This is a genomic window from Streptosporangium sp. CA-115845 (genome assembly GCF_050943795.1).
GTDB lineage: Bacteria > Actinomycetota > Actinomycetes > Streptosporangiales > Streptosporangiaceae > Streptosporangium.
In genome coordinates this window covers 8,857,636-8,872,151 of sequence record NZ_CP191988.1, presented here as the reverse complement: position 1 = coordinate 8,872,151, position 14,516 = coordinate 8,857,636, and the positions used below count along the sequence as shown (strand labels likewise).

Here is a 14,516-nt window from a genome sequence, read left to right as displayed (position 1 = left end):
ACCTGTCGGCTGATTGGTTTAGACCTTTCTCATTGGCCTATACCACTGCGGGAAAGGCTTTTTTAGGGCCGTTTTTTCTGGGTAGGGGCCTCAGAGCCCTGCGGCTCCTGCCAGGCCATACACCTCCGGGGGCGCCGGGTCGGAAGCGCCTTGACATCTGATCGCGCGAATTCACTGGTCTACGCCAATTGGATTAAGCGCGGTTCCGTCGTTAATGATGTTTTGGCCCCGTGAAGCGTAAAGGAGCCCGAGCAGTGTCCCTTACCGTAGACGTGAACACCACCAGCCCGACCAGTCATGCGGAACTGGCCGAATGGGTCAGGGAGATCGCCGAGCTGACACAGCCGGACCGGATCGAATGGTGCGACGGCTCCGAGGCCGAATGGACGCGCCTGACGAACCTGCTGGTCGAGCGAGGGACCTTCACACGCCTGGCCAAGCGGCAGAACAGCTTCCACGCCGCCTCCGACCCCAGCGACGTCGCCCGGGTCGAGGACCGGACCTACATCTGCTCCGAGCGCGAGGAGGACGCCGGGCCGACCAACAACTGGGTCGCCCCCGCCGAGATGCGCCGTACCTTCGGCGAGATCTTCAAAGGCAGCATGCGCGGTCGGACGATGTACGTCGTGCCGTTCTGCATGGGGCCGCTGGGTGGCGAGATCTCCCAGCTCGGTGTGGAGATCACCGACTCGCCTTACGTGGTCGTGTCGATGCGCGTCATGACCCGGATGGGCGAGGACGCGCTGCGCCTCATCGAGGAGCGCGGCGGCTACGTCAAGGCGGTCCACTCGGTCGGTGCCCCGCTCGAACCCGGTCAGGACGACGTGCCGTGGCCGTGCAACTCCGTCAAGTACATCAGCCACTTCCCGGAGACCCGCGAGATCTGGTCCTACGGTTCGGGGTACGGCGGCAACGCCCTGCTCGGCAAGAAGTGCTACGCACTGCGGATCGCCAGCACGATGGCCCGGGACGAGGGCTGGCTGGCCGAGCACATGCTCATCCTCAAGCTCACCCCGCCTTCAGGGGAGACGCGCTACGTCGCGGCGGCCTTCCCGAGCGCGTGCGGCAAGACGAACCTCGCCATGCTCCAGCCGACCATCCCGGGCTGGAAGGTCGAGACGATCGGCGACGACATCGCCTGGATGCGCTTCGGTGACGACGGAAGGCTGCGGGCCATCAACCCCGAGGCGGGCTTCTTCGGCGTCGCTCCCGGCACCGGCGAGTCCACCAACGCCAACGCGATCGAGACGCTCTGGGGCAACAGCATCTTCACGAACGTCGCCCTCACCGACGACGGCGACGTGTGGTGGGAGGGACTCACCGACCAGCCCCCGGCGCACCTGACCGACTGGAAGGGCCGCGACTGGACGCCGGAGTCCGGCGAGCCGGCCGCGCACCCCAACGCCCGCTTCACGGTCCCGGCCGCGCAGTGCCCGACGATCGCCCGTGAGTGGCAGGATCCCGCGGGCGTGCCGATCTCGGCGATCCTGTTCGGCGGGCGCCGCGCCAGTGCGGTCCCGCTGGTGACGGAGGCGCTGAGCTGGCAGCACGGCGTCTTCATCGGGGCCAACATCGCCTCGGAGAAGACCGCCGCCGCCGAGGGCAAGGTCGGTGAGCTGCGCCGCGACCCGTTCGCGATGCTGCCCTTCTGCGGCTACAACATGGGCGACTACTTCGCCCACTGGCTCAAGATCGGCCAGCGTGAGAACGCCGAGCTGCCGCGCGTCTACTACGTGAACTGGTTCCGCAAGAACGATGAGGGCACGTTCATCTGGCCCGGTTTCGGGGAGAACTCGCGCGTGCTCAAGTGGATCGTCGACCGCCTCAACGGCCAGGCGGAGGCGGTGCGCACCCCCATCGGCCTGCTCCCCGCCAGGCTCGACACCGACGGCCTCGCGGTCTCCGAGGAGGACATGCGGACGCTGCTCAGCGTCGACGAGGAGATCTGGCGGCAGGAGGCGGCGCTCATGCCCGCCTTCTTCCAGACCTTCGGCGACCGCCTGCCCCGTGAGCTCTGGGAAGAGCACGAGGCACTCGTCGCCCGCCTGGGCTGACACCGGCAAAGGGGTCGAAGACGGGGGAAACTTCTGACAGGCTGTGCGCGTCCAACCGGATACACGGGACGTCACGCCTGCGATCCCTTTCCCCCGAGGAGGCGGACATGGGGTTCCCGCTGTTCGTCATCGCCTTCGCCGCGGCCCTGGCCATCGTCTCCACGGCCTTCACGCTTGGCCGTGAGCACCGCCGGGTCCGCTCGGCGGTGACCCGCCACCACGGCGGGTCACCGACCCCCTATGAGCTCGCCTACCTTTCCGGAGGCCCGCGCCGAGTGGTCAACACCGCGCTCGGCATGCTGGCCAAAGCCGGTGTGATCCGGGTCTCGCGGGGCGGTCAGGTCAGCCTGGTCGCCGGGGCCCTGCCCGCTTCCGACCCGATCGAGCACGCCGTCACAGTGGCGCTCGCCCAGCGTGGAGGCGCAGCCCCGGTGGGCGAGCTCCGCCACGCGGTGGCCGGTGGACAGGCCGTCGACGGCCTGCACTACCGGCTGCTGGGGCTGGGCCTGCTGGTGCCCGAGAGCGCGCTCGACCACGCGCGGGGACTGCTGAACCGGCTCCTGGTCACCTCGATCGTCGCGCTGGTCCTCGCGGTGGGCATCCTGGTCACGGGCGCCAAGGGGAGACTCGGCGCCGCGGCGCTGCTGGTGGGACTGATCGCGGCGCTCCTCGGGTTCTCCGTCTATGCGCGGCACAAGCGGTTACTGCGCGACGTCCTGAGCCACGCGGGCCACGACGTGCTCGCCTCCGCCCGCAGGACCTACGTCCGGGGCGCCCGCCCCGTCTCGCCCGGCCTGGCCTTCGCCGTCGGCATCCCCGTCGCCCTGTACGGGCTGGGGGAACTCGACGAGCCGGGCCTTGTGGAGGAGCTCCAGCGCCAGAGCGTGAGTGGTTCCGGGAGCGGTTGCGCGGTCGGCGCCTGCGGTGGCGGTGGCGGCGGTGACTTCGGATCCGGGAGCTGGGGCGACTCCGGGGGCGGGTCGAGTGACGGTGGCGGTTGTGGTGGCGGGTCCGGTTGTGGCGGTGGGTGTGGCGGGGGCGGTTGCGGTGGGTGAGCGTGACCCGGTCGCCGCGGCGAGAACGGTCGCCGACGGGGTGTTCCCGGCGGCGGTCGAGCCGGGTGTGGGCATCGGCTGGCGGCCGGAGATCGACCTGACCGTGGAACGGCTGCCCGGGGTCGACTTCGTCGAGGTCGTCGCCGAGAACATCGACCCGGCCCGGCTCCCCGAGTCGCTGCGGGTGCTCCGCGCCCGGGGAGTACCGGTGATCCCGCACGGCGTCGGGCTGGGCATCGGCGGTGCCGAGCACCCCGACCCCCGGCGGCTGGCGCGGCTGGCGGACTGCGCGCGCGCCCTGGAGGCACCGCTGGTCAGCGAGCACCTGGCCTTCGTCAGGGCGGGCGGCATGGAGGCCGGCCACCTACTGCCGGTGCCGCGTACCAGGGCCGCGCTGGCCGTTGTCGCGGAGAACGTGCGGCGGGCGCAGGAGGCGCTTCCCGTCCCGCTGGCCCTGGAGAACGTCGCGGCCCTGTTCGGCTGGCCGGAGGACGAGATGACCGAGGCCGCCTTCCTCGGAGAGCTGGTGGAGATGACCGGCGTCGGGCTCCTGGTCGACGTGGCGAACCTCTATACGAACCAGGTCAACCTGGGTCTGTCGGCCACCGCCGCGCTGGACGGCCTGCCACTGTCCGAACTCGCCTACGCCCATGTCGCCGGGGGCCACTCCCGCGGGGGGCTGTGGCACGACACCCACACCGCCCACGTCCCCGAGGAGGTGCTGGACATCCTCGCGGAGCTGTGCGCCAGGGTCGATCCGCCGGGGGTGCTGCTCGAATGGGACGACGACTACCCCAGCGACGGCGCGCTGGAACGGGAGCTGGGCCGGATCCGCGGCGCGATGTCCGGTGTCTGAGGACGCGGCCAGGGAGGCACTGGCCGGGGCACAGGCGGCGCTGATGGCCGCCCTGGTGGCGGGGGAGGAGGCGCCGCCGGGGTTCGACAGGGAGCGACTGCTGATCCAGGAGTCGAGTCTGATCTCCAAGCGGCGCAGAACGGTGGCCCGTCTCCGGCCCGACCTGGCCGCGCTGCTCGGCGACGGCTTCGCCGCGGAGTTCGACGCGTACGCGCGAGGCCGCCCCAAGCCGCCGGGCGGCTCGCACGCCGACGCCCGCGACTTCGCCGACCGGCTGCGCGCGGCGGGGCGGCTGCCGGAGGAGTCCATCGCCGCTGAGCCCGCCCCCGAGCCCCGCCGATGGCCGCTCTTCGCCAGGCGCCGTTAGAAACGTGTGACCCTCCCTGTTCGTCCATGTTCGTCCCCTGGGTAGTGGACCTCGGGAAGGGAAGTCGTCCCGGAGGTCGGCATGCACATCACCAAGATCATTATCACCGTGCTCGTCGTGCTCCTTCTGGTCGCCGGGCTGATCGCGCTACGCCTGGCCGTGCACTCCTCGCGCGCACGCCGTTCAGTCGGCGCCAGGGGCCGGAAGGCCGGAACGGCGGCTGCCAAGGGTGCCAAGGAGGCCAAGGGTGCCAAGGAGGCCAAGGAGGCCAAGGAGGCCAAGGAGGCCAAGGAGGCCAAGGAGGCCAAGGGCGCCGGGGGCGCCGGGGGCGCCGGGGGCTCTGTGCGGCGGAGGCGCCGTCGGTTAGGTTGAGCCGGTACCTGATCGAGTGCCTGTGCCGGGAGTGACCATGGGGAATTTCGCCGATCACGCGACCTGGCCGCTGCGCCCCGAGGACGAGGGGACGCATCCGGCCGGTGCCGAGCCGCTGTGGAGCGAGTCGGTCTACCTCGACTTCACGGCCGAGGACGGCTCGCTCGCCGGTTACGTCCGGCTGGGCCTGTATCCCAACTGGAACCGCGCCTGGTACTGGGCGTGCCTGGTCGGCGCCGGCAGGCCCACGGTGCTGCTGGTCGATCACCATGTCCCGCTCCCCGGTCCCGACCTCGCGGTGCGGGGCGAGAACTTCCAGGCCACCCATGACGTGACGCTCCCCATGCGGTCCCTGCGGGTGAGCCTCGAGGCCGGGGCGGCCGCCGTCCTCTCCGACCCCGCCCTGGCGTACCGGGACCTGGACGGCGCCGCCACCACCCCGCTGGCGTTCGACCTGGAGTGGCGGAGTACCGGCGAGGCCTACCCCTACGGCTTCGTCCCGCGCTACGAGGTCCCCTGCGAGGTCGCGGGGACCATCCGGGTCGGTGGCGAGGAGATCGCCTTCTCCGGTCATGGTGAGCGCGATCACAGCTGGGGAGAGCGTGACTGGTGGGGGGTGTCGTGGCTGTGGAGCTCGGGCCGGCTCGACGACGGCACGTTCTTCCACGGCATGCGGGCGAACGTCGGTTTCGAGATGCCCTGGCCCTGCTTCACGGCTTCGCCGGGCGGGGCGCTGGAGCACCGTGAGGGCTTCACCGCGGCGAGCGAGTTCGGGGAGGACGGATTCCCGTCCGGGGCGCGGCTGGAGGTGCCGGGGATGCCGATGACCGTCGTCCCGCTCGCCTTCGCCCCGGTCGCCATGACGTCGCCGGACGGGGAGACCGCCCGCTTCCCGCGTGCCCTGTGCCGGTTCGAGGCCTCCGACGGGCGCCTGGGGTACGGATGGACCGAATGGCACCAGCCACCCGGCTGGCGGGGACATGGATGGCGTTGATCACGTTTTGATGGTGTGAGCCGGGGATACCCTCTCTGAGGTGGGGGGAGTGCGTTGTCTCGATGGTTCTTATCTGACCGTTACGCCGGTGGCGTGCCGGGACAGCGTCGGTATGCCGTACGAGATAACGCTCGAACTCCATCGTGACGGCGCGCTGTACGGGACGGTGGGCGAGCGCTGCGGCTGGATTCTCACCCGTCTGGCGCGCGGGATCGCCGAGGCCCGCGCCGGCCACGAGGCGCGGTGGCCCGATCCCGACGACCGCTTCCCCGGCGACGCGGAACTGTTCGCCTTTCGTTACCGGGCCAGGAACGGTGTCGTCGGCGGGGGCGAACTCCGCTGCCAACTGCGCACCATTCCGATCTGGGTGCCCGGACGGCGAGGACCGGCCGGGGCGTGGCGGCTGACCAGGAGAGCGTTCCTGGAGGCGTGGAGCGGCGGCGGGGTGGGTATGCGCGCCGTGCTCACCTCGGCTGAGCTGGGGGTTTTCGTGGAAGAAATCCTCACAGAGGCCGAAGAATGCCTAGGGCCATACAAGCCGGGCAAGTCGGTCAGATCCCTCTAGAGGGGGCGGAGGGGTCCGCGGGACGGCGATAATTGCCTGTCAGCGCCCATTCATGGCGGGTGCTGAGGGAGGGGCTCCAATGGGCGTGCGCGATCTCGTCTATCGACTCTACGAGCGCCGGCTCGAAGCGAAGCTGTCCCGTCAGCGGGAGATGTTTCCCCGGCACGTCGGCGTGATCGTTGACGGTAACCGCCGCTGGGCACGCTCGATGGGCATCGACGACGTGAGCCGCGGACATCGCAAGGGTGCGGACAAGATCTCGGAGCTGCTCGGCTGGTGCCGCGAGGCCGGTGTCGAGGTCGTCACCGTGTGGCTGCTCTCCAGCGAGAACATCAACCGTTCCAAGAACGAGCTGGACCTCCTGATGAAGATCATCGAGGACGTGGTCCAGGAACTCGTGGCCGACGGCTGGCACATCAAGCCCATGGGTGCGCTAGATCTTTTGCCGGACCACACGGCTCGTGTGCTTAAAGATGCAAAAGAAGCGACATCACATCGTCCCGGTTTGATTGTGAACGTTGCCGTTGGGTATGGAGGAAGGCGTGAGATCGCTGATGCGGTGCGCTCCCTTCTCCAGGAGCACGCGAGCAAGGGCGCGAGCATCGAGGACCTTGTCGAGGTCCTCGATGTGGAGCACATCGCGAAGCATCTCTACACGCGCGGCCAGCCCGACCCGGATCTGGTCATCCGTACTTCGGGAGAGCAGCGGCTCTCCGGCTTCCTGCTCTGGCAGAGCGCCCACTCCGAGTTCTACTTCTGCGAGGCCTACTGGCCTGATTTCCGCAGGGTCGACTTCTTGCGGGCACTCCGCTCGTACGCCGCGCGACACCGTAGGTACGGTTCCTGAAACACCACATGAACGACCCCTTTCGGTCAGTCTTAAGCAGTTGGAAGTAGGGCATTCAGGACGTACCGTAAGAAGTAGGAGAGCACGACTCACCTACGCCGGAGAGGGCCCGCCTTTGCGTCACGATTCGCTGAGGAGGGCCGGTCACCGGTCCCTGCTCGGCATTCTCGTGAGCGGGTCCGAGGCCGGTCCGCATCCCAGCTCATGGCAGGGCGCCGTCCTTGGCGCCCGGGGGAGAACGCGTGGCAAACCCTTCGTCCTCACCCACGTCGCCGGCAGTCAAGCGGCGCACGTACGTCCTGGACACCTCGGTGCTCCTGGCGGATCCAACGGCGATGAGCCGTTTCGCCGAGCATGAGGTGGTCATCCCGATCGTCGTCATCACCGAGTTGGAAGGCAAACGCCATCATCCAGAGCTCGGATACTTCGCGCGCAAGGCGCTGAGGTACCTCGACGACCTGAGGGTGACGCACGGACGGCTGGACGAGCCCATGCCGATCGGCGAGGGCACCATCCGGGTCGAACTCAACCACAGTGACCCATCCATCCTGCCCGTCGGGTTCCGGCTCGGCGACAACGACACCCGCATCTTGACCGTGGCCCGTACCCTCGCCGCCGAGGGACACGACGTGGTGCTGGTCTCCAAGGACCTGCCGATGCGGGTGAAGGCCGCCTCCATCGGTCTCGCCGCGGACGAGTACCGCGCCGAACTCGTGGTCGAGTCCGGCTGGACAGGCATGGCGGAGCTCCAGGTGACCTCCGAGGACGTCGAGACGCTCTTCGAGCACGGCACCGCCGACCTGGAGGAGGCGCGCGACCTGCCCACCCACACCGGCCTGCGGCTGCTGTCGAGCAGGGGGTCGGCGCTGGGCAGGGTGCTGCCCGACAAGTCGGTGCGGCTGGTGCGCGGCGACCGCGAGGTGTTCGGCCTGCACGGCCGCTCCGCCGAGCAGCGGATCGCGCTCGACCTGCTGATGGACCCCGAGGTCGGCATCGTCTCGATGGGCGGCCGGGCGGGCACCGGAAAGTCCGCGCTCGCCCTCTGCGCCGGCCTGGAGGCGGTGCTGGAGCGCCGCCAGCACCGCAAGGTCATCGTCTTCCGCCCGCTGTACGCCGTGGGCGGCCAGGAACTGGGCTACCTGCCGGGTTCCGAGAACGAGAAGATGAGCCCGTGGGCACAGGCCGTCTACGACACCCTGGGCGCGGTCACCACGCCCGAGGTGATCGAGGAGGTGATGGACCGGGGCATGCTGGAGGTGCTTCCGCTCACCCACATCCGCGGCCGTTCCCTGCACGACGCCTTCGTCATCGTGGACGAGGCGCAGTCGCTGGAGCGCGGGGTGCTGCTCACCGTGCTGAGCCGGATCGGTGCCAACTCCCGGGTCGTCCTCACCCATGACATCGCCCAGCGCGACAACCTGCGGGTGGGCCGGCACGACGGCGTCGTGGCGGTGGTGGAGAAGCTCAAGGGGCACCCGCTGTTCGCACACGTCACGCTGACCCGCTCGGAGCGCTCGCCGATCGCGGCGCTGGTCACCGAGATGCTGGAGGACATCACGATGTGACGGGTGTGCCGGACCTCCAGGCATGATCGCGCGAAGCGCGGTCGCGGGTGTCGTAAGGCACCCGCGACCGCGCTTCGCGCGTCATCGGCCAGGGGGGCGCTCACGGCGCGTGGACTACGGCACCGGGCGCCAAGGAGCGCTCACGGCGGCAGCCGCACCCCGGGGGCCGCGAGCTTGCGGAACTCGAAGCAGGTGTGCTCGCCCATCGACTCCGGGACTCCGGGGAAGAGCCGGGTGATCTCGACGCTCCAGATGCTCTCCTGCTTGTTCTGCCGGATGGTGCAGGTGATCTGGGCAAGGCCCTCCTTGGAGATCTTGCCCTCGCCCGTGATGATCACATTCAGCCGGTAGCCCAGGCTGTCGTCCGGATCGTTGCGCTGGTCGGTGTTGTCGGAGTACCGGGTGGTTTTGGTGTCGTAGTGGCTGAAGTTGTTGAGCGCGCTGGTCAGTCCCCGTTTCGGCGGCTGCTTGCCCGCCCGGAAGAGGGTGTCGATGATGTTCTTGGCCGAGTCGGAGACCACCGGGATCCTGGCCGGTTCCAGCCGTCCGTCACGGAGCAGATAGACGGTCACCCAGGTCGGGCTGTAGCTGATCACCGGCGGGCGGCCGTAGTCCTGGACCTCGGTGGGAGAGATGCCGCATCCGCACAGGACCGCGAGGGCGGCGAGCAGGCAGGTGAGGCGTCTCATGCCGGGGGCAGCCAGACCGTGAAGAGGGTTCCCGGCCGCTGCGCGCGGACCGAGATCGTGCCGCCGTGCAACTGGGCGTTGGCCCGCGCGATGGACAGGCCGAGCCCGCTGCCGTCGCCCCGGGCGCCCGCCTTGTAGAAGCGGTTGAACACAAACGGCAGATCCTTGGCGGGGATGCCCTTGCCGTGGTCGCGCACCTTCACCTCCAGGCCGTTCGGGGTGCTGCGGGCGGTCACCATCACGGGAGGCTCCCCGTGGCGTAGGGCGTTGCCCACCAGGTTGGCCACGATGACGTCGAAGCGCCTGGGGTCGACGGAGAAGACCAGTCCCTGGGGCACGTTCACCCGTACCTGATCCGACCAGCCGCGCATCTCCAGGCAGTCCCAGATCACGTCGATGATGTTCACGGTGTCCACGTTCAGCGTCGCGGTACCCGAGTCGAACCGGCTCGCCTCGATGAGCTGCTCCACCAGGGTCCGCAGCCGCGCGATCTCCCGCAACACCAGTTGCACGGCGGCCGCGGGCTCGGGGGGCAGCCGCTCGGCCTCCTCGGAGAGCATGTCGGTGACCGCGGTCATCGCGGTCAGCGGAGTCCTGAGCTCGTGGGAGACGTCGGCGACGAAGCGGCGGGACATCGCCTCCAGCGAGCGGAGCTCGGAGACGCTCCGCTCCAGGGCGGCGGCGGTGTCGTTGAACGTGGCGGTGAGTTCGGCGAGCTCGTCCTGGCCGTGCACGGGCAGGCGGGTGTCCAGGTGGCCGGCGCCGAGCGCGCGGGCCGCGGAGCCGAGCCGCCTGACCGGTAGCAGGAGCTGCCGGGCCGACAGCAGTCCCAGGGCCAGCGCGATGATCAGCATGGCGACGCTCGCGACGGCCAGTGGCTGCCGCAGGCCGTTCAGGAGGCGTTCCTCCTCGATGAGGGGGGCGAACACGAAGACGGTCATCCCGGTGGGCTGGGCGGTGTGGATGGGCTCGATCCGCCAGACCGGGGTGCCGATGAGCAGCCACATGCCGCCGTTGATGGTCTGCCGCTTGGCGACCATCCGCTGGGTGGCCCTGGCGGCGAGGTCGCCGGGGACGTCCCTGATGCCGAATTCGCCGTCGGGGTAGAGATAGTCCTCGTAGCGGACCACCACCCTGCCGCCCTGCGGGCGCAGGCTCTTCTGCAGCGCGCTGATCTCGTCGTCGGTCGGCGGGCTGTCTCCGGGCCAGAGCGCGCCGATGGGCACCCTGCTGCCCTCCAGGATGTCGCGCACGTCGCTCACGGCCACCTGCTCGGCACGTCCGATCATGCGGCTCTTGACGAACTCGTAGCCGATCCCGGCGACCAGCGAGGAGGCGGTGACGGCGATCAGGGTGAAGGTGATCACCAGACGGCCGCGCAGGCCGGTGTGGGTACGTTTCACGGTGGGCTGAACCGGTAGCCGAATCCCCGTACCGTGTGGATGAACTCAGGCTCGGCGGGAACCGCCTCTATCTTGGCGCGGACCCGCTGGACACAGGCGTCGACCAGCCGGGAGTCCGCGACGTGCGTGTGGTCCCAGACGGCCCGCAGCAGGTATCTGCGGTTGAGCACCTGGCCGGGATGGCGGACGAGTTCGAGCAGGAGCCGCAGTTCGGTGGGGGTGAGGTGGACCTCGCGGCCGCTCAGCGACACCTTCAGCGCGCCCCTGTCGATGACCAGGTCGCCGAAGGTGATGCGGTCGGAGGCGACCGACTCCATCCGGCGCAGGACGGCGCGGATGCGGGCGTCCAGCACGCGCGGCTCGACCGGCTTGACCACGTAGTCGTCGGCCCCGGCCTCCAGCCCCACGACCACGTCGAGGTCGTCGCCCCTGGCGGTGAGCAGGATCACCGGAAGCTGGTCCAGCCTGCGGATGCGGCGGCACACCTCGACGCCGTCGATGCCGGGCAGCATGACGTCCAGGATGGCGATCTCGGGGCGGCGGGACCTGATGTGCTCAAGCGCCTCCTCACCGCTGGCGTATGCGGTGACGGAGTGGCCCTGCCGGGTGAGCGCCAGCTCCAGCCCGGTCCTGACCGAGGGGTCGTCTTCGACGAGGAGGATGCCTGCCACCGGGTAATCATTCTCCCAAGGCTTGGATGGATCTGCCAGGTCACGAACCCTGACATAAGGCAAACAGTACCTGAACAAGGCAGCCAGGCCACGATTCGGGCGCTTCCGTGATCACATAGGGAGGCGAAGTGGCGCCGTAGGGTAAAATGTGAGCAAAATCACTTCCATCTTTTCCTTGCCGGGAAAGCACCCGTGGCCTGGTGATTAGCTTAGGAGAAGCCCGGTGGATCTCGTATGGCGCCGACCAACTCTTCCGTTCTGGTTGCGGACCACCCCCCTCCGCACGGCAAGCTCATAGGTCGTGAGTCCAGGATCACAGCAACTGAAGGACCGCTCGGCGGCGCCCCGTGCCCGCCGCGCGAACCGCAGAACGGCCAGGACGAAGGCGCCGGGCCGTCTGACCCCCAAACGCGTCCTGATCCTGGGCACCGCGGTCGTGGTCGTGGTGGGTGGCGGAGCCTTCACCGCCTACACCGCGATCCAGAACGCCTCGGCGCCGCCCACGCAGCCGCTCACCCTGGAAGAGATGGCGCAGGTGCTCGGCTCCGACCCGTTCGGCTCCGACCTGGAGTCCGACATGCTGAAGGCCCAGGCGGCCCAGGCGCTCAAGGCCGACAAGATCGCCGCCGAGCGGGACAACCGCAAGGTGCTCAACCCGGTCAAGATCGTTGACGAGGCGCCGGGTGGTGGCGGGTTCAACCCGCAGCGGCTCCCCCCGGGCACCGCCAACCCGACCGGCAACAGGGCGCTGGGCAAGCAGATGCTGGAGTCCAGGGGCTGGGCCGACCAGTGGGGCTGCCTGGAGAAGCTCTGGATGAAGGAGAGCGGCTGGAACGAGCGCGCCATGAACACCTCCAGTGGCGCCTACGGCATCCCCCAGTCCCTCCCCGGCCACAAGATGGCCAGCTCGGGAAGCGACTGGCAGACCAACCCGGCCACCCAGATCGAGTGGGGGCTCACCTACATCAAGGGCCGCTACGGCACGCCCTGTGGGGCCTGGGCCCATTCCCAGGCCAAAGGCTGGTACTGAGAGACCAGGACTCGGCAAGTCTGACCGTCTCCCGGTCCCGGGCATCGCACCCTTGGCCGCATGGATGTGAAGGTCAGCGTGGTAGTGCCGGTGCACAACCCCGGTGATGGCGCCGACGCCTGTATCCGGTCGGTGCTGGAACAGTCGATGGCCTCCGAGGACTACGAGGTGATCTTCGCCGACGACGGCTCCGACGACGGGATCCAGCAGCGCCTCGACGCGGTGGCCGCGGTGCGGTCGAACGTCAAGGTGCTCCACCTGGAGCGGACCGGTTCGCCGATGCGCGGCCGCAACGTCGCACTCATGGTGGCCAGAGGCGAGTACGTCTACCTGCTCGGCCAGACCGACCGTCTGGAACGGATGGCTCTGGAGCTGATGTACCGGCGTGCCGTGGAGACCGAGGCCGACATCCTCATCGGGCGGCTGGTCGACGACCAGAAGCCACCCTCCCCGGTCTTCGACGTCAACCATGAGCGTGCCGACGTGGTCAAGGACCGGCTGCTCACGCTGCTCACCCCGCACAAGCTCTTCCGCAGGGCCTTTCTCGACGACGAGGCGCTGAACTTCTCCGACCCCGGCGGGCGCCTGGCCGAGCAGGCCTTCGTCGTCCGCGCCTACCTGCGGGCCAAGATCATCGTGGTCATGGCCGACCAGATCTGCTGTCACGTCGCCGAGCGGCCCGAGCCGCAGGAGGACCCGTACGTCTGGGCCGCCGAGTTGCGCGAGCTGCTCGACATCGTCGACGACGAGGTCCCCGAGGGCCGCAGGCGCGATCGGATGTACGCCCAGTGGTTCCGCACCGCGGTGCTGCGACGGCTCGGCGGAGGTGCGTTCGCCACCTCCTCCCTGGGCAGGGCGGCCACCTTCACGACCCTGCGCGAGTTGGTGGTCCAGCGTTTTCCGCCGCGCCTCGACCTGCTGCTGCCGGTGCAGTTGCGGGCCCGCGCCGCGCTGCTGCGGTCGGGCAGGCTCGACCAGCTCGTCATGCTGGCCGGAGCCACCCAGGGCACCCACCTGCAGGCCGACCTGATGGACGTCGTCTGGGACGACGGCGTGCTCACCATGGGGCTGACCGTGGAGATCATGCAGCCCGACGGCACCCCGATGCGCTTCATCCCCTACGGGCAGGACGGCCTGCTCTGGGAGCCTCCGGTGCCCCTGGACGGGCTCCGCCTCCCACCCGAGATGGCCGACGTCAGCCAGGCCGCTGCCAGGGCGCGGTTCGAGGTCTACATCAGGCACGAGGAGACCGGGGTCGTCTACTTCCTGCCGGTGGAGTGCTCGATGATCCGCTGCCGTCACCGTAACGGGGTCAGGCTCCAGGTCACCGGCACGGCGCGGCTGGACGTCGACTCGGCGGCCGTGGACGGCCCGCTGACGCCGGGGCTCTGGGAGATCCACGTGCGCATGTACGGGGGGGCTCAGCAGGCCCGTACCCGGGTGACCGGGTCCCCGCTGAACTGCACCGGGGTGGTCGCCGACTACTCCAAGCGGCTGGTCGTCCCCTGGTGGTCGGACCGGGGGGAGCTGGGGATCTGCGTGGAGCCCCGCTCGTTCTCCGAGTCGATCGTCCTGGTCTCGCCGGGTACGACAGTGATCAGGCAGCGCAAGCACGTCTTCGTGGTCGTGCCCGTGCCGTACGTGCCGCCGAGCGGGGGGCCGCCCGTGGAGCTGGTGCTCCGCCAGAGCACCGGCAGGGAACGCGAGGTCGCCGCGCCCGCCCTGGTCGAGCCAGGCGTCCCCGGGCAGCTCGCCGGGCGGCTGATCGCCAAGATCCCGACCCGGCTGGCGTACCGGGAGGGGTTCCTCGCGCCGGGCGTCTGGGCGCCCTTCCTACGGGTGGACGGCAGGGAGACCGGGCTCCGCTTCAAGATGGAGATGAACCGCGGCGGGCGAGTGGAGATCCTCAAGTCCGCCGCGGCCCGGCCTCCCGAGCCCTGGTACCCGCTGCTGAAACGCCTCGCGCTGCGGATACCGGGGGTCAGGAACGCGGTCCGGGTCACCAAGACCGTGCAGCGCCGCTACATGCTCAGCTGACATTCGCCGGG

14 protein-coding genes are annotated in these 14,516 nt (G+C 69.4%); 11 read left to right on the top strand and 3 right to left on the bottom strand.

Going from position 1 to position 14,516, the window contains the following annotated elements; translation table 11 throughout:
- The first annotated feature begins 254 nt into the window (after nucleotides 1-254).
- The 9 genes from ACQP0P_RS42105 to ACQP0P_RS42065 all read left to right on the top strand — a co-directional run bounded on the left by ACQP0P_RS42105 (nucleotide 255) and on the right by ACQP0P_RS42065 (nucleotide 8,675).
- A complete protein-coding gene (locus ACQP0P_RS42105; RefSeq protein ID WP_433367085.1) occupies nucleotides 255-2,054 on the top strand; it encodes a phosphoenolpyruvate carboxykinase (GTP) in 1,800 nt (599 codons plus the stop codon).
- 107 nt (nucleotides 2,055-2,161) lie between these two features.
- On the top strand, nucleotides 2,162-3,109 hold the full coding sequence (locus ACQP0P_RS42100; protein ID WP_433367082.1) for a TIGR04222 domain-containing membrane protein: 948 nt from the start codon (nucleotides 2,162-2,164) through the stop codon (nucleotides 3,107-3,109).
- The gene (locus tag ACQP0P_RS42095) at nucleotides 3,102-3,965 is read left to right on the top strand and encodes a DUF692 domain-containing protein (RefSeq protein ID WP_433367079.1); all 864 of its coding nucleotides are present in this window, start codon (nucleotides 3,102-3,104) and stop codon (nucleotides 3,963-3,965) included. The genes ACQP0P_RS42100 and ACQP0P_RS42095 overlap by 8 nt, the downstream gene beginning before the upstream one ends.
- Nucleotides 3,958-4,332: a hypothetical protein gene (locus ACQP0P_RS42090; protein WP_433367076.1), complete on the top strand. Its 375-nt coding sequence runs from the start codon at nucleotides 3,958-3,960 to the stop codon at nucleotides 4,330-4,332. The genes ACQP0P_RS42095 and ACQP0P_RS42090 overlap by 8 nt, the downstream gene beginning before the upstream one ends.
- Nucleotides 4,333-4,413: 81 nt before the next feature.
- The gene (locus tag ACQP0P_RS42085) at nucleotides 4,414-4,704 is read left to right on the top strand and encodes a hypothetical protein (protein WP_433367074.1); all 291 of its coding nucleotides are present in this window, start codon (nucleotides 4,414-4,416) and stop codon (nucleotides 4,702-4,704) included.
- A gap of 37 nt (nucleotides 4,705-4,741) precedes the next feature.
- Entirely contained in the window at nucleotides 4,742-5,698 is a 957-nt protein-coding gene (locus ACQP0P_RS42080) for a DUF7065 domain-containing protein (protein WP_433367071.1), read from the top strand.
- Between the two features lie 112 nt (nucleotides 5,699-5,810).
- On the top strand, nucleotides 5,811-6,263 hold the full coding sequence (locus ACQP0P_RS42075; RefSeq protein ID WP_433367068.1) for a hypothetical protein: 453 nt from the start codon (nucleotides 5,811-5,813) through the stop codon (nucleotides 6,261-6,263).
- A gap of 79 nt (nucleotides 6,264-6,342) precedes the next feature.
- Nucleotides 6,343-7,110: an isoprenyl transferase gene (locus ACQP0P_RS42070; RefSeq protein WP_433367065.1), complete on the top strand. Its 768-nt coding sequence runs from the start codon at nucleotides 6,343-6,345 to the stop codon at nucleotides 7,108-7,110.
- Nucleotides 7,111-7,445: 335 nt separating this feature from the next.
- On the top strand, nucleotides 7,446-8,675 hold the full coding sequence (locus ACQP0P_RS42065) for a PhoH family protein (RefSeq protein WP_433382380.1): 1,230 nt from the start codon (nucleotides 7,446-7,448) through the stop codon (nucleotides 8,673-8,675).
- A gap of 140 nt (nucleotides 8,676-8,815) precedes the next feature.
- Here the strand turns inward: ACQP0P_RS42065 and ACQP0P_RS42060 are convergent, their stop codons facing one another.
- From ACQP0P_RS42060 to ACQP0P_RS42050, 3 genes are read right to left on the bottom strand one after another with little or no spacing between them, the layout of a single operon-like run.
- Nucleotides 8,816-9,364: a hypothetical protein gene (locus ACQP0P_RS42060; protein WP_433367062.1), complete on the bottom strand. Its 549-nt coding sequence runs from the start codon at nucleotides 9,362-9,364 to the stop codon at nucleotides 8,816-8,818.
- Nucleotides 9,361-10,767 carry a sensor histidine kinase gene (locus ACQP0P_RS42055; RefSeq protein ID WP_433367059.1) on the bottom strand — a complete coding sequence of 469 codons (1,407 nt, stop codon included), beginning with the start codon at nucleotides 10,765-10,767 and terminating at the stop codon, nucleotides 9,361-9,363. Before ACQP0P_RS42055 ends, ACQP0P_RS42060 begins: the two co-directional genes overlap by 4 nt.
- Nucleotides 10,764-11,438 carry a response regulator transcription factor gene (locus tag ACQP0P_RS42050; RefSeq protein WP_030910870.1) on the bottom strand — a complete coding sequence of 225 codons (675 nt, stop codon included), beginning with the start codon at nucleotides 11,436-11,438 and terminating at the stop codon, nucleotides 10,764-10,766. Before ACQP0P_RS42050 ends, ACQP0P_RS42055 begins: the two co-directional genes overlap by 4 nt.
- Before the next feature lie 301 nt (nucleotides 11,439-11,739).
- On the opposite strand from ACQP0P_RS42050, the gene ACQP0P_RS42045 reads away from it, so the two are divergent.
- A complete protein-coding gene (locus ACQP0P_RS42045) occupies nucleotides 11,740-12,468 on the top strand; it encodes a transglycosylase SLT domain-containing protein (protein WP_433367056.1) in 729 nt (242 codons plus the stop codon).
- A 60-nt stretch (nucleotides 12,469-12,528) separates the two neighbouring features.
- Nucleotides 12,529-14,505 carry a glycosyltransferase family 2 protein gene (locus ACQP0P_RS42040; protein ID WP_433367053.1) on the top strand — a complete coding sequence of 659 codons (1,977 nt, stop codon included), beginning with the start codon at nucleotides 12,529-12,531 and terminating at the stop codon, nucleotides 14,503-14,505.
- The last annotated feature ends 11 nt before the right edge of the window (nucleotides 14,506-14,516 follow it).